This window comes from Nocardia sp. NPDC020380, from assembly GCF_044386975.1.
Taxonomy (GTDB): Bacteria; Actinomycetota; Actinomycetes; order Mycobacteriales; family Mycobacteriaceae; genus Nocardia.
This window is the reverse complement of the sequence record NZ_JBIRVQ010000004.1, coordinates 484,800-509,716: the sequence shown is the minus strand read 5'-3', so window position 1 is coordinate 509,716 and position 24,917 is coordinate 484,800. Positions and strand designations below refer to the sequence as shown.

Genomic DNA, 24,917 nt, shown 5'->3' with positions numbered 1-24,917 from the left:
GTTTCAGGCTCCTTCGGTGCGGTAGCGCTCACCTAGCGCCGACCATCCGGCCAGGCCGACGAGATTGAAGAATTCGGCGGGCGAGGCTGGCAATAACGATTTCGGATCGCGACCGGCGAGCTCGGCCAAGGTGGTGAGCATCGCGTAGGCCGCCGCGCCGAGCGGCAAGGACGGGTGAATGGCTATGGCGTAGCCGAGTTCTCGCAGCCGGGCGGTGGACTCCAGTGGAGTCAGTCCGCCCAGGACGAGGTTGATCAGCAAGGGCGCCTTCACTTCTCTGGCGATCCGCTCGATCTCGTCGGCGCCCTGCGGCGCCTCCACGAAGAGCACGTCCGCACCCGCCGCGGCATAGGCATTGGCGCGCTCGATGGCCGTGTCGATCCCCAGCGGACCGCGGGCATCGGTGCGGGCGATGACGACCAGATCCGGATCGGTGCGCGCCTCCAGCGCGGCGGTCAGTTTGGTGACGAACTCTTCGGTGCTGACCAGTTCCTTATCCGGCAGATGACCGCACTTCTTGGGAAATGCCTGGTCCTCCAACTGAATTGCGGCAACTCCCGCGGCCTCGTACTGCTGCATCGTGCGAATCACATTGAGCGGTGCGCCGTATCCGGTGTCGGCATCCGCGATGAGCGGGATATCGCCGAGCACGCCGACCAGCATCCGTGCACGCTCGACCATCTCGGTCTGAGTCAGCAGCCCGATATCCGGCACGCCGAACCCCGAGGCCGCCACGCCCGCCCCGGTCATATACGCGGCAGTGAACCCGAGACGCCGCACCAGCGAGGCCGACAGTCCGTCGAAAACCCCTGGGGCGACAATGATGTCGTCCCCCAGCGCCGCGCGCAATGCGCTCCGAGCACTCATCGATCCTGCTCCTCGTCCAGCGCTCCGGCGACCGGTGCGGCCAGCAGTTCGGCCAGTTCCCGGACATCGCCCAGTTCATCCAGTCCGAGCACGGCCCGCTGAATGGCATCCAGCCGCGAGGTCTCGACCAGCGGTCCGGCCAGCGCCCGGTACTTTGCGATGATGTCGTCATCGGTGACCGGATCGCTGGGCCCGCCGTGCGGCTGCGCGATCCGCTTCGTCAGCACGGTGCCGTCGTCGAGCGTGATGGTCAGCACGGTGGCGAATCGCTCCAGCGGGGGCCCGTTCTGAATCTCCTCGTCCAGCAGCACATCCACCTTGCCGAGCAGTTCCCACACATCGTCGGCATCCAGCCGCCGCTCGGTGAACTGTGCGGGCAGCACCTGCCCGTCGAGCAGTGCGACCGCGGCCGCGTAGCCGAGGTTCATCTGCGCGCCGATACTGGTGAGCGGCCGCTCCGGCTCCCACCAGCCGTGGTGATAGATGGTATGCCCCACCCGAATCTCGATGTGCGAGACGGCCTTCGGATCGATGTCGTGCTCCGCGCGTAATTCCAGCGCGGCCTGGATGGTGCCGTGCAGCCCGCCCTGGGCCGCATAGGACTTCACCATGATGACCTCGGTGTGCCAGCTCTCGCCGAGCCCGGCGATCACCTGCGCGGCATCGGGATCGTGTCCCTCGCCGAACACCGACAGGTACCCGCCGTAGGGCCGATCGAACACCTGCTTGATGCCGGTGTACCCGCCGGCGGCCAGCCCCGCCGCGTAATACCCGTTGCGCGCGGCGAATCCGTGCTGCATGCGCTTGGACATGGCCTCGTACTGCGCCGCCATCAGCCCGCCGGACTGTGTTCCGGCCATACCGAGCGCATCCTCGAGCCGGTCCGCGTCCAGTCCGCGCAGCTTGCCCGCCACCATGGCCGCGGTGTGCGTGCCGAATACCGGGCCGCTGTGCCAGCCGCGCGAGAGCATCTGAGATCCGTGCAGCGCCAACCCGACTCGCGGCCCGACCTCGAATCCGGCGATGGCCGCGGTGAGCGCCTGCGCGCCCGTGACCCCGCCGAGCTGTTGCGCGGTGGCCAGCAGCACCGGCACCACCAGCGACCCACTGTGCAGTGGTGCGAGCGGGTGGAAGTCGTCGAGTTCGAAGCCTTGGACGAAGGTGCTGTTGAGCAGTACGGCCGCCGGCCCGCCGGTGGTGCGCCCGGTGCCGATGACCACCGCGTCCCGGCTGCCCTCGAGCGCCAGCACGGATTGTGTCGCGACGCGGGACCACGGGAGTTGCGCGCCGACCAGTCCGGCGGCTACACCATCGAGCAGGAGATGCTTGGCCCGAGTCCGGACCCGTTCGGGAATCGTGTCGAGGCTCAGCCGCTCGACCCACTCGGCCAGCGGGACGGTTACCCCTGACGTTGCCAATTCGCTCATGTCATCAGTCAACGTCCTGCACGGGCCGCGACCCGGATATTGCGGGAAAACCGGAGAGTGGTGTCATCCGATGATGGATATCATCGGCCAAGTTGCCCTGGGTGCAGGTATTGGACAGCTATCCGCCCGGTCGGCATGCTTGGATGTACCCCGTGGTGACCGCCAAACGCCCGGCTCAGGGCGGTGTCGACGAGGTCGACGTCATGCTGTTGGATGCCCTGCACGCCAATCCCCGGGTCAGCTTCGAGAAGCTGGGCCCGGTGCTGGGCATCTCGCCCGCGACCGTGGCCCGGCGCTGGCAGCGACTGTCCGAATCCGGGCGGGCCTGGGTGTCCTCGGTGCCCGGACCCAGCCTCGCGCTCACCGGCGCGGTGTACGAGGTGTGCGCCCAGCCCGGCCGCATCCTCGAGGTGGCGCGGGCCCTGGCCGATATTCCACAGGTTGTCAGTGTCTACGCGACCGGCGGCCGGTGCGATCTCACGGCGCTCGTCTTCGCCGGTGACATGCCCGCGCTGAGCGTGCTACTGCTCGAGCGATTGCCCGCGGTCCCCGGAATCGCCTCGGGCACAGCCCATGTCGGCACGGAATGGTTCAGCGGCGTGCATTGGCGGCTGGGCGCCATGGATGCCGAACAGCAGCGTTCGGTCACCGAGGACGCCGAGCCGACTCCGAAGCGCGCCACCCGCACTCGCACTTTCGGCTCGGCCGACCACGCACTCTTTCTGGCTCTGCAACGTGACGGGCGTGCCCGCTATCGCGACCTCGCGCAGATCGTCGGCACCTCCGAATACGCCGTGCGCCGACAGCTCGACGCACTCGTGCGGCACGGAATCCTCGCCTTCCGAACCGATTTCGCGCGCACCGAGGGCGGCTGGCCCGCCGAGTTCGTGCTCTGGCTCGCGGTACCCCAGCCCCGGCTCACCGAATACGGCGCCGAGCTCGCGAGCTGGTCGGCCACCCGCATCTGCCTGGCCACCGTGGGCCCCTCGAATCTGATGGTCATGGTCCAGGTGCATCGCGTGAACGACCTGGCCGGAATCCTCGCCCGCGTGCACGACACCTTGCCCGAAGCGGTCGTCACCGATCAACGCCTGGTGCTGCGCCCGGTGAAATCACTGGGCCGCCTGCTCGACGCCGACGGTCATGCCGTCGGGGTGGTGCCGGTGGACCCGTGGGCCTCGACCGCTGTCGAGTACCCGGGATCCTAGGCGCCCGTCTCGCCGATGCTGGGGGACACTCGGCACATGGCATCGATGAGCGCGTGGCGGGTGCGGAAGCCGGGTCCGATCGACGGCGGTCCGATCGTGCTCGAACAAGCCGAAATCCCCGAACCCGCACCGGACGAGCTGCTGGTTCGCGTCCTCGCCTGCGGGGTGTGCCGCACGGATCTGCATGTGGCAGAAGGAGATCTGCCCGTCCACCGCGAGGGTGTGGTACCCGGGCACGAGGTAGTGGGCGAAGTCGTGGCCCTCGGCACGTCGGCGGGTGTGGAGTTCGCCATCGGCGATCGGGTAGGCATCGCCTGGCTGCGCCACACCTGCGGAAAATGCCGATTCTGCCTGCGCGGCAACGAGAATCTGTGCCCGCAGTCCCGCTACACCGGCTGGGACGCCGACGGCGGCTATGCCGAATACACGACCGTCCCCGCCGCCTACGCCCTGGCGCTGCCGAAAGGCTACGATGACACCGAACTCGCACCACTGCTGTGTGCGGGCATCATCGGCTACCGTGCCCTGAAACGGGCAGGCCTCCCCGCAGGCGGCCGCCTGGGCATCTACGGCTTCGGCGGCAGCGCCCACCTGGCGGCCCAGGTGGCACTCGCCCAGGGCGCGGAAGTCCATGTGATGACGCGCGATCCCGCAGCCCAGCGCCTGGCCCTCGAACTCGGCGCGACCTCCGCACAGGGCGCCGCGGAACCGCCTCCCGTGCAACTGGATTCGGCGATCCTCTTCGCCCCGGTAGGCGACCTGGTGCGCCCCGCCATGGCCGCCCTCGACCGCGGCGGCGTGCTGTTCATCGCGGGCATCCACCTCACCGACATCCCGCCCCTGAACTACCAGCGCCACCTCTTCCAGGAGCGCGAGATCCGTTCGGTCACCGCGAACACCCGCGACGACTCCCGCGAATTCCTGGCATTCGCAGCCACCCACCGCCTCGAGGTAACGGTGCACCCGTATCCGCTGGCAGCAGCCGATAAAGCGCTACAGGACCTGCGGCACGGTCGCTTCGCGGGCGCAGCGGTCCTGGTCAGTTCGTGAGGGTGAACTGCATGACGTCGAGGTGGCCGGCGCGGAAGTAGTGGGCGCAGCCGGTGAGGTATTTGAGGTAGCGGTTGTAGACCTCTTCGGAGGTGAGGCGGATGGCTCGGTCGCGGTGGGTGCGGAGGGATTCTGCCCAGAGGTCGAGGGTGCGGGCGTAGTGGGGCTGGAGGGATTGGATGCGTTCGGCGTGCAGGCCGGCTTCCTCGGCGGTGCGGGTGACGGTGCCGGGTTGGGGGAGTTGGCCGCCGGGGAAGATTTCGCGCTTCATGAAGATGTGGAAGAGGGCGTCCTCGCGGGTGACCGGGATGTTCAGGGCGCGTAGTTCGGCGAGGGTGCGGCCGATGATGGTTTGCAGCAGCATGCGGCCGTCGTCGGGGAGCATGCGGCGGCAGCGTTGGAAGAACTCCGGGTAGCGTTCCTTGCGGAAGTGTTCGAAGGCGCCGATGCTGACGATTCGGTCGGCGGTGCCGTCGTATTCCTCCCAGCCTTGCAGGCGCACTTCGGCATTGGGGATGGCGGACTGTTCGAGGCGGGCGCGGGTGTACTCGAACTGATTGCGGCTGAGGGTGAGGCCGACGACCCGGACCTCGTATTCGCGGGCCGCGCGGATCATGGTGGCGCCCCAGCCGCAGCCGATGTCCAGCAGCGTCATGCCGGGCTCCAGCTCCAGTTTGCCCAGCGCCAGATCGATCTTGGCGAGCTGGGCCTGTTCCAGGGTGAGATCGTCGCGGGCGAAGTAGGCGCAACTGTAGGTCATGGTGCGGTCGAGGAAGAGTGCGTAGAACTCGTCGGACAGGTCGTAGTGGGCCTGCACCTGCCGGTAGAAGGGGGCGAGAGGGGACATGTCGGGCAGCTTCCTGAGGTGGGGACGTCAGGAGATACGGCGGAATCACGCGTCCCGGTTCTACATTCGAGACACACCGCCCAACACGCCGAGTTTTTCATTGCGAGTTTCCGATTCGCGCCCTGCGTAACGGCAGCGGCTGCTTTCCTGATTGTAGTTCCAGCATCGCTTCAGCAAACCGCAATTCGGAGGTTGGGGACCGGCCATGCACCGCACGGGACACGAAGAGGTCCGCACTGGCAGGCCATGGTTGTGGACGGCGCTCGCGGCAGCGGTATTGGTAGCGGGGGTGAGCTGGATGATTCGGCCGCAGCCGGTGTCCTGCCGCAATGCCGAACCGGTGACCACGGTGGTCACCCTGCCCGCGCCGACACCGCCGAGTTCGGCTACCACACAGCAGGTTCCACCGGTCGCGCCCGCGCCCACGGTGCAGGGTCAGGCGCGGTTCTACGCCTTCAGTCAAGGCGTGGCCTGCTCCCTGCCCGATCTGCCGCTGGACGGCTACTACGTGGGCGTGCCCACCGACGAGTACGCCGGATCCGCACCGTGCGGTTCGTATGTGAACATCGACGGCCCGCTCGGCAGCGTGCGCGCCCAGATCGTGGACCGCTGCCCGGGCTGTCCACCGCACCAATACGATTTGAGCCGTACGGCTTTCGCGGCCATCGCCAATACTGCCGACGGCGTGGTCCCGATCCGCATCACCGCCGTGCACGACCCCAGTCCCGCGCCACAGCTCTATTACCGCGTCCAGCAGAGCTCCTCCGCGGACTGGCTGGGCCTGCTGGTGTCCGGCACCGGCAATCCGATCAATCAGGTGGATCTGCAACGCCCCGGCGGCACCGACTGGCTCCCCATGCGCCGCGGCTACGACAACTATTGGACGCTCTCCGGCGCCGGCGCGGGCCCGTTCACCATTCGCGTCACCGACGCCTACGGCCACGCGGCCCTGATCCCGGGCGTGGCGATCACCCCGGGGCAGGTGCAGCAGACCGGAATTCGCCTCTACAACGATCCCGCCCCCGTCCCACCGACAACTCCCGCCCCGCCGCCCTCACCGGTGGTCGTCACCACCGTCATGCCCGCCCCGTCCGACTGCAAGGACTAGCGCCTGCCCCGGACCGCACCGCGCGGGTGTGGCATCATCAGGTGGAACGTGTTCCACTTTCGCCCGCAGGGGGCGGCGCGCCGGGAGGCCTTCGATGACGGACCGCAGCGTGGACCTGTCCACGGATCACACCACCGGGGAGTACGGCAACGGCCGGCGGGGACGTCGGCTCTCGCCGCGGATCACGCGGCTCACCGCGGTGCCCTCGGGCAAGATGGTGGAGCTGCCGGGGCGTGGGGGCAGCACCTATGTGGTGGATCTGCCGGGGCCGCGGGCGGATTCGCCGACCGTCCTGCTGCTGCACGGCATGGCCACCACGGCCATGCTGAACTGGTTCCCGTCGCTGCGCGAACTCAACGATCGGTATCGCGTGGTGCTGTTCGATCAGCGCTGGCACGGGCACGGGATTCGTTCCGAGCGTTTCGATCTCGATGATCTCGCCGATGACGTGGTCGCCGTGGCCGATGTGATCGGGGTGCAGCGGCCGATTCTGGCCGGGTACTCCATGGGCGGCGTGGTCGCGCAGTTGGTGGCGCATCGGCATCCGGATCGCGTGGGCGGGCTGGTGCTCGCCGCGACGACCTATCGCTTCCAGGAGAAGTGGCGGGAGCGGGCGTTCCATCGTGGCTGGGCGGCCATGGCGACGACTTTCTCCGAATGGTCCTTCCGCCGTGCGGAATTGCGGCGGGACAAGCTGCCGGCCTTGCCGGAATCCTCGTGGCCGGTGGGCCGGCTGGATCGCTGGGCCATGGCGGAATTCCGCGCCACCAGTGGGTGGGCGCTGGCGCAGGCCCTGGTGGTGCTGGGACAGTTCGATTCGTCGGAATGGCTCCCGACGCTGAAAGTGCCGACGGCCGTGGTGATCACCACGCGGGATCGGGCCTTGCCCGTCTTTCGTCAGCTGGAGATGGCGAAACTGATTCCGGGAGCGGAGATCTTCCTCGCCCGGGCCGGTCACGCGGCCTGTGCACTCGAGGCGGACGTCTTTGTCCCGGTGTTCCTCGAGGCCATTGCGGCGGTCGTGGAGCGGCAGTAGCTAGTGCTGCTCGCGCGGTCCGGTCTTCTCCCGGGCCGCCTTGAGCAGCTCGGTGATCACCTCGGGCACGGCGTCGGCGATCTGCTCGACATCGGGCACCAGTTCCTTGCAGGCGATGAAGCCGAAGTCGAGGTTGCCGTTATTGGAGATGACCGTGGCGGTCAGCCCCGCACCGTGGAAGACGGGACCGAACGGATACATCGAGGACACCCGCACCCCCAGGAAATACATGGGGAAGTCGGGGCCCGGCACGTTCGATACGACCAGGTTGTGCACCACCGGGTGATGCTCGGCGAGCTTCAGTGACGAGTAGGCGCGGGCGGCCAGCTGGAAGGTGTTGGGCGGCGCGTACTTCGCCCAGTCCTGCAGGAAGTCGGCGCCGATGAGGTTGTGTTCCTCCTTGGCGCCGCGGCTGTCCTCGGCGATCGCCAGCACGCGCGCCACCGGATCCTCGATCTCGGTGTAGAGCCGCGCGAAGATGGTGGACACCTTGTTGGTGCCCGCCTCGTGCCGTGAGGTGTCGTGGGTGGACACCGGAACCGAGGCCATGAGCGAGGTTTGGGGCAATTCGTCGTGTGCCTCGAGGTAGCTGCGCAGCGCGCCGCCGACCACGGCCAGCACCACATCGTTGACCTTCACGCCGAATGCCGTCTTTATCTCTTTGACATCGGACAGCTCGGTCTGGACGAAGGAGACGGCGCGATGCCGCGTGATTGCCCCATTGAACGGCGTGCGCGGCGCGGTGAACGGCAGCGGCATACCGCGCGGTCCGTCGCCACGGCGCCGTTGCACCAGACTGCCCAGTATGCCAAGGGTTTTGGGCACCATGCCGACCAATCCCAGACGGCCGGGGAACTTGGCCAGCGCCTCGCCCGCCAGCAGCAGATCATTGGGTTCCGGCTCGGCCGCAACGGGTTCGGCGGGCGCGCCGACGGTGAAGCCCGGCTGGGTGTCGCACAGGTGCATCATCATATTGGTGCCGGTGATGCCGTCGACGATGGCGTGATGGTACTTCGACACGACCGCCACCCGGCCATTGGAAAGCCCTTCCACCAGCCACATCTCCCAGAGCGGGCGGGTCCGGTCCAGCGGGCGGCTCGCGATGTCGGCCACCATCTCCGCGAGTTCGCGGTGCCCGCCCGGCGTGGGCAGGCCGACGCGGCGCACGTGGTAGTCCAGATCGAACTTCGAATCCCGCACCCACACGGGATGATCCAGGTTCAGCGGCACCGCGTGCAGCTTCCGGGTCATGGCCGGAATGAGCGGTAATCGGCGGCCGAGCTCGGCTTTGAAGACTTCGTGATCGAATTCCACACCGTCCGCGGCGGGGTCGAGTATCAGCAGTGCACAGACGTGCAGGAGTTGAGTGTCTGTTTCGAGATAGAGGAAGCTCGCGTCGAGCCCTGTAAGTCGTTCCATACCAACACCCTATGAGAACTGGTTCTACATTGCGCGCGGTTCGCGGTGTGGTCCCGATCCCATCCGTATCCACTCCGTTGCCTCAAAGTAGCTTGTAGATAACAAGTTTGAATGGGATACGGTTGGGCTCCGATTGGGTATCTCTCCAGTGGAACTCGTTGCCGCCACCTCAGGTCGTCTTTACCTTGGGTCACATGGCCCGGTGATGCGTCTCTTGTCACTGACAAGAGTCACCGAGCTTCTCACAACGGCGTGAGAGGGTGAGAACAATGGGCGACCGGAAGGTGTTGCTGTCTGGAAAATGGCGTATAGCTTGGGTGTTCGTCGCCCTCGCCTTACTAGTGGCGAGTGTGTTCGTCTTCCCGCTACCGCAGGCCCGCGCGGACTCGTGCGCGGACATCGACGTGGTGGTGGCACGCGGCACGGGCGAACCCGGCTACCTCGGCAGTGAAGTCGGGGATCCGCTGTACGGCATATTGCAGGATCGGCTGGGTGTCTCCACCGATGCGTACCCCGTCAACTACCCGGCGGACCTCACCTTCAATATCGGCGCGGGCAGCGCTGATCTGGTGAATCACCTGACGGCGCAGGCGGCTTCCTGCCCGGCGCAGCGGTTCATCCTGGTCGGCTACTCGCAAGGTGCGGCCGTCGTGCACGCCGCGCTGGGCACCGGCGTGGTCGCCTGGTACCCGGGACGGGTGCAGCTGCCCGACTACCTCGGCGACAAGGTGGCGGCCATCCTGCTGTTCGGTGACCCCATGCGGGCGCTGGGCTGGAGCGTGCCGGATCAGTTCCTCGGCCGCACCGGAGACTGGTGCATGGCAGGCGATCCCATCTGCGGCGGCGGCGTGGACGCGAGTCAGCACACCGCCTACGCGAGCGATCTGGGCATGGCGGCGAACTTCGCCGCGGCCCACGTCTGAGCGCAGCTCATCCGAGCCAGGGGAGGGGCATCCCCGAAGGGAATCAGCCCGGCGAGTACGCTCGCCGGGCTGATTTCCGTGTGGTGCAATGACTTACGCCGCCGGGACTACCAGTGCAGGCCCGGGATGCGGTTGGTGAACCGCGCCGCCGGGGCGGGCAGGCCCATGAGCGGCTGCACGATCGGCGCGAGCGCCAGCAGCGGGCTGCGGGATTCGCGCTTCTCGACGACCTCCACGGCCGGCTCGGTCCCCTCGGGCACCGGGACGACGCCGGGCTTGGCGGCCTTGGACTCACCGAACATCCGGAAACCCTGCGCCAGGATCGCGCGCTTGACCGACGGCATCACCGTGTCGACGAACTGCGCGAACGTGCCGATGGGCGTGTCGATCCGGCTGGGCCGGTGCTCCAGCGCGCGCACCACGATATCGGCGGCCATCTCGGGCGAGTGCACCGGAATCGACTTGTACAGATCCGTCGGCGCGATCATGGCCGTGCGCACCAGCGGCATCCGCACCGAGGTGAAAGTGATTCCCGCATCTGCGTTCTCGACCGCGGCGATCTCGCTGAAGTTGTCCAGCGCCGACTTGCTCGCCACGTACGCGGCGAAGCGCGGCACCTTGGTCTGTACGGCAATGGAAGAGATGTTCACGAAATGCCCGAAGCGGCGCTCCCGCATGGACGGCAGCAGCGCGAGGATCAACCGCACGGCGCCGAAGTAGTTGACCGCCATGGTCCGCTCGAAGTCGTGCATGCGGTCGGTGGAGTTCAGCACCGAGCGCCGGATGGACCGGCCGGCATTGTTCACCACGTAATCGACATGCCCGTAATCCGCGAGCACCTGCTTGACGAGCAACTCCACCGACTTCTCATCGGTGATATCGCACGTGTACGCCTGCGCCGCACCGCTTTCCGCGCGCACCTCGGCCGCGGCGGCCTCCAGATCCTCCGGCGTCCGCGCCACCATGAGCACGGTGGCGCCGCGCTTGGCGACCGCGTGCGCGGTGGCCAGGCCGATGCCGGTGGAGGCGCCGGTGATCAGGACGATGCGGCCCTCCAGGCGTTCGCCGTCGACGCGGCGGGCGCGATCCGGATCGAGATTGGCGCGCCAGTACTTCCACAGCGTGGCGGCGTAGTCCTCGAAGGGCGGTACCTCGATGCCGGTGCCGCGCAGCTGCGCCCGGGTCGACTCGGAGACGAACTCCGATTCGAAGGCGGTGTGCGGGGCCACCTCGGCGGGAATGCCGAAGCGCTCCAACAGGAAATCACGCACGGTGGGCACGCCGGGCAGCCCGCCCAGCGCGTGCAGCGCGGCATGCGAGCCCGGCAGCGTGACCGCGGCGGTCGGCGCACCGGCCGCCCGGGCCAGCGCGTTGTAGATCTCGGTGAACGGCTGCGGCTCCGGGTTGGTCAGGTGGAAGGTGCGGCCTGCCAGCCCCGGCTTGTTGATCAGCTCGACCATGGCCGCGACCACGTAATCCACCGGAACGATATTGGTGGCGCCCAGATCCGGCAGCGGGATGGGCAGTTCGGCCGGCAGCGCGCTCAGGCCCGCGATGGCGGGGAAGAAGTAGTACGGACCGTCGATCTTGTCCATCTCACCGGTCTGCGAATCGCCGACCACGATGGCCGGGCGGTACACCCGCCAGCGCAGGCCCGCGGCCTCGCGCACCAGCTTCTCGCCCTCGAACTTGGTGCGGTGATAGGGCGAGTGCAGGCCCTGGCCCAGATCGAAGTCGTCCTCGAAGAACTTGCCCTTGTGATCGCCGGCCACGGCGACCGACGAGACGTGGTGCAGCATGGCGCCGATGGCGCGGCTCAGGTCGACCACCGCGCGGGTGCCCGCGACATTGGCGGCGTAGGTGACCTCTTCATCGGCGGTCATGTCGTAGACCGCGCCGAGGTGCACGACGTGATCGGCGTGCGGCGCGGCGCCCGCGTAGCCGAGCTCCTCGACCCCCTGCAGTCCCAGGCTCGGCGCGGCGAGATCGCCGACCAGCGGGAAGACGCGATCCTCGGCCCCCCAGCCGGCCGCCATCTCCCGCAGTTTCGCGACCGATGCCTCGCGGACCAGTGCGTGGATCACGGCCTGTGGATCGCGCTCCAGCAGCGCGGCGACGACGCGACGGCCCAGGAACCCGGTGCCGCCCGTGACGATGTAGGAAACCATCGTCCCCTCCTTAATAACGAACGTGTTGGTGCCCAACGTTGTTCGTCCGACATGCGTCGGTGGATGCGGACGTGAAGTGATCGGCCCCCTTAGCAGAAGTCGGGCCGAGGGTAGGAACATCCTCGTGCCTAACTGATGAGTAACTTTACGGGCGCCAGGTTTGCCGTACAACCGAAACCAGCCTCTGACCGGTGTGTGAATGGTCACCTCGCCGCTATCTCAGTTGTTATGTGTAACAAGGGTTTTCGTGTAACCGGAAGGTGCAGTAGGCAATTCGCCAGCTAACCGGTTGGGCCTGCTGTGCACCAGGTCACTCGCGTTTGCCGGATGATCGCGGAGGGACGGCGGTCCGGCATCCGCCCGAATCGCCCTGCTGACCGGCAAAACTGCTGGTGAAAGACTCGCCCGGCAAATGTGAGGTTATGGTGTTCCAGTCTTGTCGGCGTGCGAACCACCGGAGGGAGCCGTGCGCGAACAGCTCGATCTACCGCTCACGGGCGTACGCACCCGCGCCGAATTCGAAGCCCTGCCGCTGGTGCCCCGCGGCTGGGCGTGGGAACTGCGATCCGGCCGATTGGAGCTGAGCCTCATGCCCGTGACGTTCTGGTACTCCCGGATCGTGTTCTGCGTGCTCGAGTTCTGGCGCAGCCACGGCTATGAGATCGCCGGCGACCAGTACATCGCCGACAGCGGCTTCGCCCGCGGCGACACCGGCCACCACAACTTCGTCGCCGACGGCGTCGTCTTCCAGCCGGGCCACCAGCCCGGCAAGCACAGCACCACCCACGACCCGTCGAGCCTGTTCGCGGTCGTCGAAGCCGTCTGGCAGCCCACCCAGGTCCGCGAGGCCATCGACAAACTCCGCGTCTACGCCATGCTCGGCATCCAGCACTACTGGATCATCCGCGGCGACACCGAATCCGACGACCTCGACGGCTTCGTCAGCATGTACGAACTCACCGGCTCCGAATACAAACTCACCGGCAGCCGCCTCGTCTCCCAGCTCAGCGCCTCCTGAACCCACCGATCCAATCGGCGATATCCGTGGCGTGTTTCATGAGATGCGGTAGGTGTCGGTAGCGTTGGTGCGGTAGAAGAAGGCGGCCTCCTGGTCGGTGGCGTCCGCGGTGACCATGCGGTCGACCGTGGCGATCAGGTCGGTGTAGGTGCCGGCGGTGGAGTCGACGGGCATATTGGAGCCGAACATGAGGCGGCGCCAGCCCCAGAGGTGGACGCTGGATTCGAGCCAGTATTCGAGGGTGGGCCAGGATAGGTCGGGGCAGATGAGGCCGAGGCCGGAGAGTTTGCACAGCCACTGGGTTTCCTTGGCGGCCAAGGAGAGTGCGTTGTGCCAGGCGGCGCGGTCGTCGGGCTCGGTGCTGCGGGGCATGCCGAGATGTTCGAGGACCACGCGCAGCTTCGGGTAGCCGGCCAGGAAGTCGATCCAGTCCAGCATGTCGTCGGGGCGGGTCACCAGGTCGAAGACGGCATCGCGGTCCTGGAGCCAGCTCGCTATCGCATCCGCCGCAGGGGTGTTGGGGGACAGGCCCGCGAAGACCCGGACGCCGCGGAATCGTGGTGAGCGGGACTGCCGTTCGAGGTGATCGAGCAGTTCCGGTCGCGGGAGCGTGGGATCGACGGTGCCGATCGAGACGAGGGTGCGGCCGGCGGCGGTGGCCAGCTCGTCCACCCAGCGGGTTTCGTCGAGGTAGGCGTGCGGTGTGGAGGTCGCCGAGACGTGTACGAGGGCCGACACCGTGGTGTCGCCGGCAGCGCGGTCGTAGTCGTCGAGCAGGAAGTTCACCGCGATCTCGGGACGGAACCGCGTCAGGCCGGGATACCACGGGTGCGCGGTGATATCCCAGAGATGAAGGTGGGCGTCGACTATCGGGTTCTTGGTCATGAGGGGGCCGCTCCTAGTGCATGGTGATGCCGCCGCTGACGCTGATCAGCTGGCCGGTGATGTAGCTGGCTTCCGGGCTCGCCAGCCACGCGATGAGGGCGGCGACTTCCTCCGGTTGTCCGAGACGTTTCATGGGGATGGCGCGCTGCAGGGCGTCCAGATTGCCGGGGTGGTCCGCCATGGTGCGGGCGACCATGCGTCCCTCGATCGGGCCCGGGCACACCACATTCACGGTGACATCATGCCGTGCGACCTCGCGGGCGAGCGATTTGGCGAACCCGAACAGCCCGGATTTGGATGCGGCATAGGCGGCTTCCCCGGCGGCGCCGGCGCGGGCGCCGTCCGAGGAGACGAAAACTATGCGCGCGGAGGCGGTTTCCTGCAGGGCCGGCAGCAGTCGCTGGGTGAGCAGCATGGGCCCGCGCAGGTTCACCCGGATCATGAGATCCCAGTGTTCGGGCTTGCTGTCGAGGAAGGGCTCCACGATGGCCGCACCCGCGCAGTGCACCAGCGCCGACAGCCCGCTGCCCGCGAGCACGGCGGTGGCTGTCGCCTCGATGCTGTCCGGATCGCCGAGATCCAGATGGCAGGCCGTAGCCGCGGGGCCGAGTTCGCCCGCGACCTGTTGCGCCGCATCCGAATCCAGATCGGCGATGATCACCTCGCATCCCGCCCGCGTCAGGTGCTTTGCCACCGCGCGGCCGATATCGCCGGCGCCGCCGGTCACCAGTGCCCGGCCCACGCTCCCGCCACCCACTGCCTCACCCTGTTCCGCTGTCCATGCTGTTCGCTATTCACGAAATACGTCGAATTCCATGAATAGTCGTTCAGCGGCAGTTGCGCGACACAATGTCCGCAATCCGGCTGCGGAACACCTCCGGGGAGAAGCCGATGGCGTGTTTGCGGATGGTCTCCCGCGGGTATGCCGCAGGGTCGAATTCCCGCATGATACGGGCGAATCCGGCGATCACGGCTTCGTCGCCGCCGGGTGTGACATGCTCGCCGGATATGCCGGGAATCACGGTATCGAGGGCGCCGCCCGCCCCGACCGCCAGCACCGGTGCGCCACAGGCCATCGCCTCCACCGGCACGATGCCGAAGTCCTCGATGCCCGGCATGAGCAAGGCCCGGCAGCGGCGGTACATATCGAGCAGCACCTCGTCGGAGGCCGCGCCCAGGAAGGTGGTCTCCGGGCCGGCGAGCGATTCCAGCTGCTTGCGAAACCGGCCGTCGCCCAGCACGATCAGCCGCACCCCGGCCCGTCGTGCCGCCGCAATGGCGAGATCGGGCCGCTTGTAGGGCACCAGCCGGCCCGCGAGGAGGAAGAAGTCCTCCCGTTCCACGGCCGGATCCGGCGTGAAACGCTCCACGCGCACAGGCGGATTCACCACCGAGGCGGGCAATCCCCACCAGTCCTGCACCCGCTTGGCCACCGCCTGCGAATTGGCCACCACATGCGTCAGCCGCGGCGCCGCCCGCAGCTCACTGCGCCGCGCCAGCTGCCCCAGCGCGGTCAATGCCAGCTGCCCGGCGCGGCCCCCGGCCTCCCGCTGCCGGAACTCCTTGTCCCAGGCCCACCGAGCTGGACTGTGCACGTAGGCGATCACCGGTGCGTCCGTCGCCAGCGCCGCCTGCGTGGCGAAGGCGTGATGGCTGATCACCACGGCGTCGTACTCTCCGCGCAAGGGCAGCCCGCGCAATGCCCGCGGCACGAACGGCAGCAGCGGTGCGTGCGACCGCCGCCCGGATGCGATGTGCGCCCGCGAAAGCCACGTATCGCGTACGGGGGCTACTTCGGCGGCAGGCGATCCGTCGCGAACGGCCGCGAAAAGGCTGCGTGTGCAGTCCTCCTCGACGATCGGCGCGAACACCGGCGCGCCGGGCCAGGTCTTCATGAACTCGGCGATCACCGCCTCGGAGCCGCCGTACTCGGTGAATCGCTCGTGCACGATGGCAATCCGGCTCGCGGTCATCGGCCGGCGCCGTCCGGGAGGCGGCGGGGAGCGGCGATGCGGCGCAGGGCCGGGGCTACCGGACGGCCGCGCAGAAGGCCGTCGACCGTGCCGCTTTCGAGGGCCTTGCGGTAGATGGTGGCGGCGTCGTGACACGCGTCGAGGGTGTGGTCGATATCGGCGTCGGTGTGGGCGGAGGAGGTGACGAAGGACTGGCCGAGCACGCCGCGCTCCAGGAGTTCCTGCAGGAACAGAGTGCGGTAGGGCTGGGAGGGGTGGCCGTCGGCGTCCTTGGTGAGGAAGATCAGGCAGGACGGGCGGCCGACGACCTGGAGGTGGTCGGCGATACCCAGTGCCGCGGCAATGGCATTCACGCCGTCGGCCAGGCGGCGGCCCGCGGCCTCCATGCGCGCGACCGGATCGGTGGTCCGGTAGGCGTGCACGACCGCACGGAAGGCGGCCAGGGAGGCGGTCTCGGGGCCGTGCGTGGTCGAGAGCAGGAAGACCCGGTCCGCATCGGTGCGCAGACCGCCCAGCTCCATGTACTCGCGTTTGCCCGCCAGCGCCGAGACGGGAAAACCGTTGCCCATGGCCTTGCCCCAGCAGGACAGGTCGGGCCGCACGCCGTACACGTGCTGGGCCCCGCCCGCGGCCCAGCGGAATCCGGTGATCATCTCGTCGAAGACCAGCAGCGCCCCGTGCCGGTTGCAGAGCCCGCGTACGCCTTCCAGGAAGCCGGGCTGCGGTTCGGCCAGCGCCGTGGCCTGTTCCAGCACGACGCAGGCCACCTGCTCGGATTCCAGCACCTCGGCCAGCGAGCCGAGATCGTTGTAGCGGAACGACACCGTCGAGACGCTCGGGATGCCCGCGTTCATCTCGGTGGTCCCGATGAACCAGTCGTCGACCGAGAAGAACGGCTGATTGCAGACGGCCGCCGTCTCGCGCCCGGTGACGGCGCGGGCCAGGCGCACCGCGGCGGTGGTGGCATCGGAACCGTTCTTGGCGAACTTCACCATGTCCGCGCCGGGCACCAGTTCCAGGAAATCCTGTGCCGCAAGCAGTTCCAGCTCGGTGGGCCGGGAGAAGCTGACCCCGTCGGCAATGGTCCGCGCGACGGCGTCCACGACGGGTGCGTACCCGTGCCCGAGGGTGACCGAGCGCAACCCCATCCCGTATTCGACGTATTCGTTGCCGTCGCGATCCCACACCCGGGCGCCGTGGCCGCGCACCAGGATCGGGGCCATGCCCTCCGGATACTGATCGGCGCCGCGCGCGTAGGTGTGCGCGCCGCCGGGTACGAGACGGTGCAGCCGGTCCTGAATCTTGTTGCTGCGAGCGAATTTACGCACGGTGCTCACCCCCGGCCGTCACGGCCCACAGGGCGTGGTCACCGCGGCTTCCGTCGAGTCCGATGTAGCTGCGCATGATTCCCTCCTCTAGCAGTCCCGCGCGTGCGGCGACCGCTGCGGATTCGGTGTCCCCGGCGGGAATCGCCGAATACACCCGGAACAGTCCGAGACCGTGGACCGCGTGGTCCAGCAGGGCCCGGGTGGCCGCCAGGCGGACGCCGTCGTCGGCGCGGGCGGGATCGGCCCGGATCTGCATCCGGGCATGGCGATCGAACAGGTCGAGATCGAGCAGCCGGGCCTCCCCGGCCTTCCGCCCGTCGACCTCGAGGTGGAAGAGCAGTCCCTCGGGGGAGCGCGGCCCGGTCGAGACGAGCGGACTGCGCAGGCGCGCACGGGGATAGCCGGGCAACGGCAGGCTCACCGGGACGGCGGGCAGCACCCGCTGCACCGCACGCCGCAGCTGCCCGGCGCGGAACCGCGCGGAGACGCCGAGAACGGCTGCGGTGCCGGGCGTTTCGTAGAGGATGGGGATGCCGAGTCGCGGTGGTTCGTCGTCCCGGTCGAGCATGCGCTCGAGCCACATATCGGTGAATCCCTTGGGCGGCAACTCCGCCCGCGTCACGGCGTAGAGCAGATGATCGGTGCGCTGCCCGCCCACGTCGAAATGCTGTGCCATCCGCGCCTCGGGCACGAATCCCATCTCCATGGCTCCGGCCGCGGCCGCGATATTGGCCGGTGAGATGGGCGCGATGATGCGCTCCAGGCCGAGCGTGTCGAAGCCGAAGTCCAGGATCAAACCCGCTGCGAGACCGCCGAATCCGTGCCGGGCCAGGGCGGCGTCGATCCAGATCCCCATCTCGCCCTGCCGGAGTTGCGGATCGATGCTGCCGATCTCGACCTGCCCGGCGAAGCGCCCGTCGATCTCGATGACGGTGGCCAGCCGCTTGCCCTCGCGCGCGAAGGCCCGGGTCTCGAGAACCTCACGCACCCAGTGCCTCTCGGTGTGCCGCTCGGCCCAGGTGAGCGGTGAGGAATGCCAGAACGGCTCGATGAGCTTGCGGTCGTGCAGCCGCAGTCGCCGCCATTGCGCGAAATCCGAGAAGCGGGGCGGGCGCAGCACCAGTGTGCAGCCGTGTAATTGGGCGGGACCCAGTTGTCTCCGCGCGAGACCGGGGCTCACGAGTGCGGTCGCTGCTTGCCCAGCGACGAGGTCTTGACCGAGCCGTCGGTCCCCACCGACAGCCGCCAATATGTACCCGCCGAATCCTTCAGCACGATTCCCCCTTCGGTGCGATCGGACAGAAAGGCGCCGCTGCCGAGAATGGCGGACTGTACGCCGCCGCCCGGATCCTGCGCCTGGAAGATGTCGGTATCGGCGGTCGTGGCCTGCGCCACCATGGTGCCCGCGAACCGTGCCCCGTGAATCGCCCCGCGTCCGATCACATGCCAGCCGTCCGGAAAGGCCTTCGGATCGACATCGTCGAACGATCCGGAGACGAGATTGATGGCGGTGCCCTCGGGCACGTTCTTGCCGTCGACCCGCACCTCGACCGGCGGCGTCTCCAGATCCGGATCGAACTGCACATTCGCCAGATACGGCTGGCGGCAATAGATCAGGTCCAGGCACACCGATCGCGCGGCCACCTTGCAGTTGACCATCCCGAATTGCGCCGGTCCGCCCGCGTTGCCGCCGATGGACAGCGCGGTGTCGGCGCCCTCGAACCACACATTGGTCAGCCACCAGTCGTTGGCGGGGCCGTCCACCAGAATGTGCCGGTCGGTCGTCTTGGGGTCGGTGTCGGACACGAATTCCACATTGGCCAGGGCCAATCCGGCATTGTGATCGCCGCCGGTACCGAGCACGCTGATGTGGTTGTTGGTGAACTTCGAGGCCGTCACATAGTTCTGGATGCACGAGGTGACGAGCCCGTAGCCGAAGTTGTTGATATCGCAATTGATCACGGCGGTGCCGCCGGTGTTCTGATCCAGCACCAGTCCGCGCTGCTGTACGAAGCGCGGGGCATTGTCGCTGAGATGATTACCGCGCAGCACGACCTGATCGAAGGTGCAGCGGAAGCAGTTCGAGAGCCGCACCGCCGTGGCGGTGGGACCGGAGAGATAGAAGCCGATGCGGGAGAACCGGACCCGCTGCCGGCGCTGTAACTCGATCAGCGTGCCGTTGCCGTCGTAGTTGATCATCGTGACGTCCGCGCCGTCACCCAGCACGGTGGCGTAATCCGGTAGCGCCGGAAAGCGTTTCACGTTGTACTGCCCGGCCGGGATGTAGATGACCAGCGGCCGATCGCCGACCGCGGCGACGGCGGCGAAGGCGGCCGTGTCATCGGCCTTCCCGTCGCCGACCCCGCCGAAGTCGCGAATATTGCGGGCCGCGGGCTGATCGGTCACGTGCGGGGACCGGAATTCGATGCCGCTGCCGGAATCCTTGGCTCCGCAGGCCACTGCGAGCGGCAGCACGGCCGCCGCCCCGAAGCCCGCGGACAGGATCCGCCTGCGCCGCAGGCGTTCTCCCTGCTTGTCATCTCCGGTACCCCCGTCGTGCATCGTCACCGCCGGACCAGTGTCAGTGGATGCCGCACCGCGTGCCGGAAACCACCGGGCGCGCGTGAGAACACCACCGCACCGATGAGCCGCTTGTTCTCGCGCCCGAAAGTGGCCAGCGCGCCGCGCACCTGCGGCACGGTGGTGTGGCCCAGCTCCACCACGCCGATGGCGGCATCGCAGCGCCGCGCCAGCGCGATGGCGTCGGCCGCCGCGGTCACCGGTGCGGCCTCCACGATCACATGGTCGAAGTCGGCGGTCAGCTTGGCGAGAATCTCCCCGAAGCGATCGGAGTCGAGCAGATCCGGCGTGTTCAGATCGATGCCGCCGATGGGCAGTACGGCGATGCCGGTCTCCGGCCAGTCCGACACCGTCGCGGTGGGATCGGCATTGTTGCGCAGCAGTTCCGCCAGCCCGAACCCGGCGCCCGCGGGCACCCGGCGGCTGGAGCCGCGACCGGTGGTGTCGGCATCCACCAGCACCACCTGCGCGCCGGTATCGGCGAAGGTGCGGGCCAGCCCGATGGCGACCTCCGGTTCCGATTCGGGCGACAGGGAGGTCAGCAGCACGGTGCGGCGGTCGGGATCCTCGGTGAGCCGGGTGCGCAGCCGCCGCAGTTCGCCTGCCGCGCCGGGCCTTCCGTCATCGATGATGCCCAGGATCGGCACCGGCAGAATGGCCTCCAGATCACTGGAGGTGTGCAAGCGCTTGTCCAGCCGGTCCCGGGTGAGCGCCGCGCCGAGCCCGAGCACCAGCCCGGCCAGCAGGCCGAGAATGTAGTACCGCTTCTTCTGCGGTGCGCTCGGCTGGGTCGGGGTCTGCGCCGCGTCGATCACCTCGGCGCGGGCGGCGGGCGCGGCATTGTCCTGGGTCACCTCCAGACGTGCCACCAGCGCACGGAATTGGGAGACCACCTGGTCGGCCAGGATGCGTGCGCCCGCCGCGGTGGAGTCCTGCACCGAGATGACGATGATGGTGGTGGCCGGCGGCGCGACCGCGGTGATGCGCCCGCGCAGATCGTTCACCGACTCCGACAATCCCAGCTGGTCGTGCACGTAGGTGGCCACGGTGACGCTGGTCGCCAGATCCACGTAGGTGCGCACGCGCTGCTGCGCGGCCAGCCCGCCCTGATACGAGTCGTTGACCGAGGTGCCGGTCGCCATGGACACGTACACCGAACTGGACGCCGTGTACACGGTCGGTAGCGTGCGCGCGTAGGCCACCCCCGCCGCCGTGCAGACCAGCACCGCCGCCACCACGATCGGCCAGCGCCGCCGGAACAGATGCCAGAAGTCGATCAAACCCATTGCGCAGTCCTCGTTTTCCCGGGTGGTTGCGGTACCCCCGACAGCTCTCGCACCCGTCTGCGATATTCACCGACGATCAGATACACCAGCCAGGCCACCACGACGGCCTGCAGGTACTTGCCGAGCATTTCGACCGTGCCGAGCACGCCGCGCTCGAACAGCACGGGCACCTCGATGACGGAAAGACCCAGGATGGCCACCGCCAGGTAGCGGCTGTAGAGGGCACGCGTGAACAGCAGCAGCGAGATGAAGGTGACGGTCACCCCGATCGCCACCCCGAGATAGCCGGCCAGCACGTAACCCTCGTTGATATTGCCCTCGGCCAGCGAGACCTCGACCGTGGACATGTCCACCGACCGGCCGCGCACCTGTTCGGCCCAAGCCTCCCCGGACCGGAACTTCTCCGCACCCAGCAACTGGGTGGGGATGAGACTCTGGAAGGCATGCACCGCAACGTCCTTCGGCGACAGCCAGGAACTCGGCCCGGCGAACCAGGCATCGGTGGCCGCCTCCAGCAGATCGAAGCGGCGCAGCATACTCAGGAACGGATGCACGATGGCCGGATACTGCGAATCGACCTGAGCCGCTTCGGCCTTGGACGCCGCATCGGTCTTGAGCGACTGCAGCCAGCCGAAGCCGCCGATGGCGACGCCCGTGATCCCGAGTATCCCGATCACTTTCACGCGGTTCCAGCCGGTCAGCGCGAAGCGCACCGCGATGGCCAGCGCGGCGCCCATGATCGGCGTCTTGGACTGCACGATCGCGGTCCACACCAGTTCACCGGCGGTGAGCACACCCACCACGAGCATGGTGGTGCGGGCACTGTCGTTGCGATAGAAGACGATCAGTCCGACGGCGCCCAGCGTGGCCATGATGGTGACCAGGTTGATGATCGGGCTCGGGCTCTCCAGCTCTCCGGCCTTGCCCGACGTGCCGGTGGCATAGGCCGCCAACCGCCCGAGCGTGCCGAGGGCGTAGAGCACCACCAGGGTCCAGGTGAACTCCGGATCGCCGGCGAAAGGTACGGGCCGTGCGGCCAGGTCGCGCCCGCGCAGTCGCGACCACACCGCATAGGCGACCACCAGTCCCGCATACACCCACAGCCCGAACACCACCGGATGCAGCACCATGGCGATGCCGCCGTCGTAGCCGTAGTCGGCCAGCCGCGGATCCGGAATATTGTCACCGTAATCGGGGGTCGGCTGCACCCACAGCAGCACCACCGGCCGCCCCACATAGGACAGCGACCAGTGCGCCGACTGCGCGATCAGGAATACCCGGACCACGCCCGGCAGGTACATCGCGGCGACGACAATGGTCGCCAGCGCACCGGCGACCAGGGAGACTTCCAATTGTGCGGGGGCCATCAGCTGTCCTCCATCACGTATATGTCAGTCCCTCGGGGCAGGTTGTTACCTGAGTTCCGCCGCCGCCCGACCGGTCCGTACCGCCGAATCATCCGAGCGCGGCGGTGATCTCGCGGGCCCGGTCGGCATACCGGTGCCCGCCGCCGATGATCCGGCGATAACCGGCCTCGGCGACTTTGATCGCCTGCTCGGGATGCGCGGCGCAGCGGGCGAGGATCTCGTGCAGTTCGTCGTGGCCGGAGAACAGGAAGCATTCGTCCTCTTCCTGGAGCAGTTCGGCGTGCTCCTCGGTGCGTTCGCCCACGAAAAGCCCACCGGCGGCGGGCACTTCGAAGGTGCGGCAGGTATGGGTGTCACGGTTGTCGGAGTTGAGCAGCACCAGGTTCGCGGTCACGGCGGCGACCGCGGCGGAGAAATGCTCACCGTAGACCGCGCCGCCCACCTGCGCCCCGGTTTGCCAGAGCGCGCGCACCCGCCGCCACCCGGGACCGCGCAACAGCATGTTGCCCTGATGTTTCCGGGCCAGCGCCACCAGCAGGTCTTCCCGGTCGGGGCGCACCGCGCCGATGAAGCCGACCAGGAACCGGCGCGCCCGGCGCCGCGCCGTCAAGTGGTGTAGCGCCGGATCATAAGCGCTACGAACGAATTTCACGGATTGCGCGCCCCGCGCCCGCAGCTCCTCGACATTGTGCCGCTTGGTGGTGACGATGAGATCCCACCGCGCTTCGTGTGCGAGATACGCGGGGCTGGTGTTGTATGGGTTGGACACGTCATCGGGGCTGTAGTGCACATGCAACCGGGCCGGGGTGTCGAGCAGGCGCTGCTGATCGAGATGCACAGATTTGAACGCGAACAGCACATCCGGTGCGAACGCGGCGGCGGCGCTGTCGATATCGCGGTGCAGGGCCGCCACGTTCCAGGGCGCGCGCTGCTTCGCGACCTTGGTGTACACCCAAGGCGGCGACAGCCGCGCGGGCAGGGTGACCGGCGTCGTATCGATCACCACCACCTCGTGCCCGGCCTGCCGGAAACCGTCGGCAAGGGAGCGGGCATTGCTGCCCACCCAGTCGTCGCCGACGAAGAGCATCTTCACGCCAAGTCCCCCTCGGTGATCAGAACGGCGGCCGGTTCGACCGCCCTGCGGCGCTGCGCTCGTTCACGGATCACGAGCCACCGCATCCGGATGATGTACCACAGTGCGACACTGATTTCCGCCGAAACGGTGCCGTACACCAATGCCCACACCGACTGCGTGCGCACCGCCATGGCCAGTGCGCACAGCGCCACGCAGGTGCCGATGATCGCGCCGATGAGCACCCCGATGGTGTCCTGCTTGACCGGCAGGATCGCGGTGGTGACATAGGAGGTGATCGTGGTGGCGGGCAGGATCAGCACCTCCACCCGCAACATCGGGATGGCCCCGTCGAAGTCGTGCGTGTAGATGAGGTGGATCAGCATGGGCGCCAGCGTCCACACCGAGATCACCGCCAGGCAGGCCAGGGTCACGCAGGCCGCCAGCGCCTGAATCGAATTGCGCCAGAATTGATCATGGGTGCGGCGCCGCGCCATGCGCGGCAGCAGGGCGAAGCCGATGGGATCGAGCGTGGCCTGGATCGCCCGGACCAGGCGGTCACCGGCGGAGTAGAGACCGAGCGAGGCCGCCTCCAGCACCGCGCCGTACACCGCGGCCGAGCCCTGGCCGTAGCCGGTGACCAGTAGTCGTGAGGTGAAGACCGGTGCGGCCATGCGCAATACGGCCTTCATGCCGTGTGGTTTGGCGGGTCTGCCGTAGTGGCGGAAGGAATCCCGCCAGGTCAGGGCGACCGTGGCCACCGAGGAGACGAGCAGGCACAGCACCGCCAGCGAAGCACTCGGGAAGCGCGGTAGCAGGCCGACCAGCAGGATCAGATACAGGATTCGGCCAACGCCCTGATACATGGTCGAGGACCCGAACCGGCCCTGCCCGATGAGCAGCCAGTCCTCCGAGATCGACCAGAAGCCACCGGCGAACAGACCTAGCAGCACCATGTGCAGCTTCGGTGACACGCCTATGGCCAGACTCGCCAGCAAGGCCGTCCCGATGAGGCACAGGGTGGTGGCCCGGATGACGAGATACGTGCCACGCAGGCCGTTGATCTCGGCGTCACTGGCATCGTCGGCATGCACCCGGGCGGCCAGGAACGAGGTCACGCCCAGATCCACCATGAGCGAACCGATGAAGTACGAGGACATTCCGATGGCCAGCAGACCGGTGCCGTGCGGTCCCAGCATGCGCGCCAGCAGCGGCACGGTGACCAGCGTGATGATGTACTGGCCGTACTTGCCGAAGGTCACCAGGCCGATATCGCGGATGATGGCGGCGATTCCGCCCATACCGCTCTTCTTGGACTTACGATGCCTGCCATGCACCACGCGGGCCGGCGCCGC

Annotated in this window: 21 protein-coding genes; 6 read left to right on the top strand and 15 right to left on the bottom strand. The window is 67.9% G+C overall.

The features are described from left to right. Positions 1 to 3 precede the first annotated feature (3 nt). Positions 4 to 867 (bottom strand): oxaloacetate decarboxylase, encoded by an 864-nt coding sequence (locus ACH438_RS13115; RefSeq protein WP_397004546.1) that lies wholly within the window; start codon positions 865 to 867, stop codon positions 4 to 6. After that, positions 864 to 2,294, bottom strand: a complete 1,431-nt coding sequence (locus ACH438_RS13110) for an MmgE/PrpD family protein (protein ID WP_397004544.1) — start codon at positions 2,292 to 2,294, stop codon at positions 864 to 866. The genes ACH438_RS13115 and ACH438_RS13110 overlap by 4 nt, the downstream gene beginning before the upstream one ends. A gap of 101 nt (positions 2,295 to 2,395) precedes the next feature. Here ACH438_RS13110 and ACH438_RS13105 point away from each other — a divergent pair, with 101 nt between their 5' ends. Together ACH438_RS13105 and ACH438_RS13100 are read left to right on the top strand one after the other, a co-directional pair. Next, the gene (locus tag ACH438_RS13105) at positions 2,396 to 3,502 is read left to right on the top strand and encodes an Lrp/AsnC family transcriptional regulator (RefSeq protein ID WP_397004886.1); all 1,107 of its coding nucleotides are present in this window, start codon (positions 2,396 to 2,398) and stop codon (positions 3,500 to 3,502) included. Between the two features lie 45 nt (positions 3,503 to 3,547). Further along, positions 3,548 to 4,552 carry a zinc-binding alcohol dehydrogenase family protein gene (locus ACH438_RS13100; RefSeq protein WP_397004884.1) on the top strand — a complete coding sequence of 335 codons (1,005 nt, stop codon included), beginning with the start codon at positions 3,548 to 3,550 and terminating at the stop codon, positions 4,550 to 4,552. Here ACH438_RS13100 and ACH438_RS13095 read toward each other — a convergent pair. Beyond that, the gene (locus ACH438_RS13095) at positions 4,542 to 5,399 is read right to left on the bottom strand and encodes a cyclopropane mycolic acid synthase family methyltransferase (protein ID WP_397004542.1); all 858 of its coding nucleotides are present in this window, start codon (positions 5,397 to 5,399) and stop codon (positions 4,542 to 4,544) included. The two genes, ACH438_RS13100 and ACH438_RS13095, sit on opposite strands and share 11 nt — an antisense overlap. Positions 5,400 to 5,697: 298 nt before the next feature. On the opposite strand from ACH438_RS13095, the gene ACH438_RS13090 reads away from it, so the two are divergent. Next, positions 5,698 to 6,507 (top strand): expansin EXLX1 family cellulose-binding protein, encoded by an 810-nt coding sequence (locus tag ACH438_RS13090; RefSeq protein WP_397004540.1) that lies wholly within the window; start codon positions 5,698 to 5,700, stop codon positions 6,505 to 6,507. A 94-nt stretch (positions 6,508 to 6,601) separates the two neighbouring features. Further along, a complete protein-coding gene (locus ACH438_RS13085) occupies positions 6,602 to 7,543 on the top strand; it encodes an alpha/beta fold hydrolase (protein ID WP_397004538.1) in 942 nt (313 codons plus the stop codon). On the opposite strand, the gene ACH438_RS13080 is transcribed toward ACH438_RS13085, so the two are convergent. Then, entirely contained in the window at positions 7,544 to 8,962 is a 1,419-nt protein-coding gene (locus ACH438_RS13080) for a wax ester/triacylglycerol synthase family O-acyltransferase (RefSeq protein ID WP_397004536.1), read from the bottom strand. It lies immediately after the preceding gene. 269 nt (positions 8,963 to 9,231) lie between these two features. Between ACH438_RS13080 and ACH438_RS13075 the strand changes: the two genes are divergently transcribed. Next, on the top strand, positions 9,232 to 9,885 hold the full coding sequence (locus tag ACH438_RS13075; RefSeq protein WP_397004534.1) for a cutinase family protein: 654 nt from the start codon (positions 9,232 to 9,234) through the stop codon (positions 9,883 to 9,885). Positions 9,886 to 9,992: 107 nt separating this feature from the next. On the opposite strand, the gene ACH438_RS13070 is transcribed toward ACH438_RS13075, so the two are convergent. Next, positions 9,993 to 12,053, bottom strand: a complete 2,061-nt coding sequence (locus tag ACH438_RS13070) for an SDR family oxidoreductase (RefSeq protein ID WP_397004532.1) — start codon at positions 12,051 to 12,053, stop codon at positions 9,993 to 9,995. A 466-nt stretch (positions 12,054 to 12,519) separates the two neighbouring features. Here ACH438_RS13070 and ACH438_RS13065 point away from each other — a divergent pair, with 466 nt between their 5' ends. Further along, complete coding sequence (locus ACH438_RS13065) at positions 12,520 to 13,071, top strand: Uma2 family endonuclease (protein WP_397004530.1); 552 nt, start codon at positions 12,520 to 12,522, stop codon at positions 13,069 to 13,071. A gap of 36 nt (positions 13,072 to 13,107) precedes the next feature. Here the strand turns inward: ACH438_RS13065 and ACH438_RS13060 are convergent, their stop codons facing one another. The 10 genes from ACH438_RS13060 to ACH438_RS13015 all read right to left on the bottom strand — a co-directional run bounded on the left by ACH438_RS13060 (position 13,108) and on the right by ACH438_RS13015 (position 24,863). Next, positions 13,108 to 13,956, bottom strand: coding sequence for an amidohydrolase family protein (locus ACH438_RS13060; RefSeq protein ID WP_397004528.1), 849 nt, complete (start codon positions 13,954 to 13,956; stop codon positions 13,108 to 13,110). Between the two features lie 13 nt (positions 13,957 to 13,969). Further along, complete coding sequence (locus ACH438_RS13055) at positions 13,970 to 14,713, bottom strand: SDR family NAD(P)-dependent oxidoreductase (RefSeq protein WP_397004526.1); 744 nt, start codon at positions 14,711 to 14,713, stop codon at positions 13,970 to 13,972. A 70-nt stretch (positions 14,714 to 14,783) separates the two neighbouring features. After that, positions 14,784 to 15,929, bottom strand: coding sequence for a glycosyltransferase (locus ACH438_RS13050; RefSeq protein ID WP_397004524.1), 1,146 nt, complete (start codon positions 15,927 to 15,929; stop codon positions 14,784 to 14,786). Then, positions 15,926 to 17,257, bottom strand: coding sequence for a glutamate-1-semialdehyde 2,1-aminomutase (locus tag ACH438_RS13045; protein ID WP_397004522.1), 1,332 nt, complete (start codon positions 17,255 to 17,257; stop codon positions 15,926 to 15,928). Before ACH438_RS13045 ends, ACH438_RS13050 begins: the two co-directional genes overlap by 4 nt. Beyond that, the gene (locus ACH438_RS13040; RefSeq protein WP_397004520.1) at positions 17,250 to 18,437 is read right to left on the bottom strand and encodes a GNAT family N-acetyltransferase; all 1,188 of its coding nucleotides are present in this window, start codon (positions 18,435 to 18,437) and stop codon (positions 17,250 to 17,252) included. Before ACH438_RS13040 ends, ACH438_RS13045 begins: the two co-directional genes overlap by 8 nt. Continuing rightward, complete coding sequence (locus ACH438_RS13035; RefSeq protein WP_397004518.1) at positions 18,434 to 19,819, bottom strand: glycosyl hydrolase family 28-related protein; 1,386 nt, start codon at positions 19,817 to 19,819, stop codon at positions 18,434 to 18,436. Before ACH438_RS13035 ends, ACH438_RS13040 begins: the two co-directional genes overlap by 4 nt. 2 nt (positions 19,820 to 19,821) lie before the next feature. Continuing rightward, positions 19,822 to 21,123 carry a Wzz/FepE/Etk N-terminal domain-containing protein gene (locus ACH438_RS13030; protein WP_397004516.1) on the bottom strand — a complete coding sequence of 434 codons (1,302 nt, stop codon included), beginning with the start codon at positions 21,121 to 21,123 and terminating at the stop codon, positions 19,822 to 19,824. Beyond that, positions 21,114 to 22,490, bottom strand: coding sequence for a hypothetical protein (locus ACH438_RS13025; RefSeq protein ID WP_397004514.1), 1,377 nt, complete (start codon positions 22,488 to 22,490; stop codon positions 21,114 to 21,116). Before ACH438_RS13025 ends, ACH438_RS13030 begins: the two co-directional genes overlap by 10 nt. Positions 22,491 to 22,578: 88 nt before the next feature. Continuing rightward, entirely contained in the window at positions 22,579 to 23,583 is a 1,005-nt protein-coding gene (locus ACH438_RS13020; protein WP_397004512.1) for a glycosyltransferase, read from the bottom strand. Then, positions 23,580 to 24,863, bottom strand: a complete 1,284-nt coding sequence (locus ACH438_RS13015; RefSeq protein ID WP_397004882.1) for a lipopolysaccharide biosynthesis protein — start codon at positions 24,861 to 24,863, stop codon at positions 23,580 to 23,582. The genes ACH438_RS13020 and ACH438_RS13015 overlap by 4 nt, the downstream gene beginning before the upstream one ends. Positions 24,864 to 24,917: the final 54 nt, after the last annotated feature.

What these genes read in the sequence shown, in the direction of transcription:
- ACH438_RS13115 (WP_397004546.1), bottom strand. Translation starts at nt 867, where the DNA reads ATGAGTGCTCGGAGCGCATTGCGCGCGGCGCTGGGGGACGACATCATT.
- ACH438_RS13110 (WP_397004544.1), bottom strand. Translation starts at nt 2,294, where the DNA reads ATGAGCGAATTGGCAACGTCAGGGGTAACCGTCCCGCTGGCCGAGTGG.
- ACH438_RS13100 (WP_397004884.1), top strand. Translation starts at nt 3,548, where the DNA reads ATGAGCGCGTGGCGGGTGCGGAAGCCGGGTCCGATCGACGGCGGTCCG.
- ACH438_RS13095 (WP_397004542.1), bottom strand. Translation starts at nt 5,399, where the DNA reads ATGTCCCCTCTCGCCCCCTTCTACCGGCAGGTGCAGGCCCACTACGAC.
- ACH438_RS13090 (WP_397004540.1), top strand. Translation starts at nt 5,698, where the DNA reads ATGATTCGGCCGCAGCCGGTGTCCTGCCGCAATGCCGAACCGGTGACC.
- ACH438_RS13085 (WP_397004538.1), top strand. Translation starts at nt 6,602, where the DNA reads ATGACGGACCGCAGCGTGGACCTGTCCACGGATCACACCACCGGGGAG.
- ACH438_RS13080 (WP_397004536.1), bottom strand. Translation starts at nt 8,962, where the DNA reads ATGGAACGACTTACAGGGCTCGACGCGAGCTTCCTCTATCTCGAAACA.
- ACH438_RS13075 (WP_397004534.1), top strand. Translation starts at nt 9,232, where the DNA reads ATGGGCGACCGGAAGGTGTTGCTGTCTGGAAAATGGCGTATAGCTTGG.
- ACH438_RS13070 (WP_397004532.1), bottom strand. Translation starts at nt 12,053, where the DNA reads ATGGTTTCCTACATCGTCACGGGCGGCACCGGGTTCCTGGGCCGTCGC.
- ACH438_RS13060 (WP_397004528.1), bottom strand. Translation starts at nt 13,956, where the DNA reads ATGACCAAGAACCCGATAGTCGACGCCCACCTTCATCTCTGGGATATC.
- ACH438_RS13050 (WP_397004524.1), bottom strand. Translation starts at nt 15,929, where the DNA reads ATGACCGCGAGCCGGATTGCCATCGTGCACGAGCGATTCACCGAGTAC.
- ACH438_RS13035 (WP_397004518.1), bottom strand. Translation starts at nt 19,819, where the DNA reads ATGCACGACGGGGGTACCGGAGATGACAAGCAGGGAGAACGCCTGCGG.
- ACH438_RS13030 (WP_397004516.1), bottom strand. Translation starts at nt 21,123, where the DNA reads ATGGGTTTGATCGACTTCTGGCATCTGTTCCGGCGGCGCTGGCCGATC.
- ACH438_RS13025 (WP_397004514.1), bottom strand. Translation starts at nt 22,490, where the DNA reads ATGGCCCCCGCACAATTGGAAGTCTCCCTGGTCGCCGGTGCGCTGGCG.
- ACH438_RS13015 (WP_397004882.1), bottom strand. Translation starts at nt 24,863, where the DNA reads ATGGGCGGAATCGCCGCCATCATCCGCGATATCGGCCTGGTGACCTTC.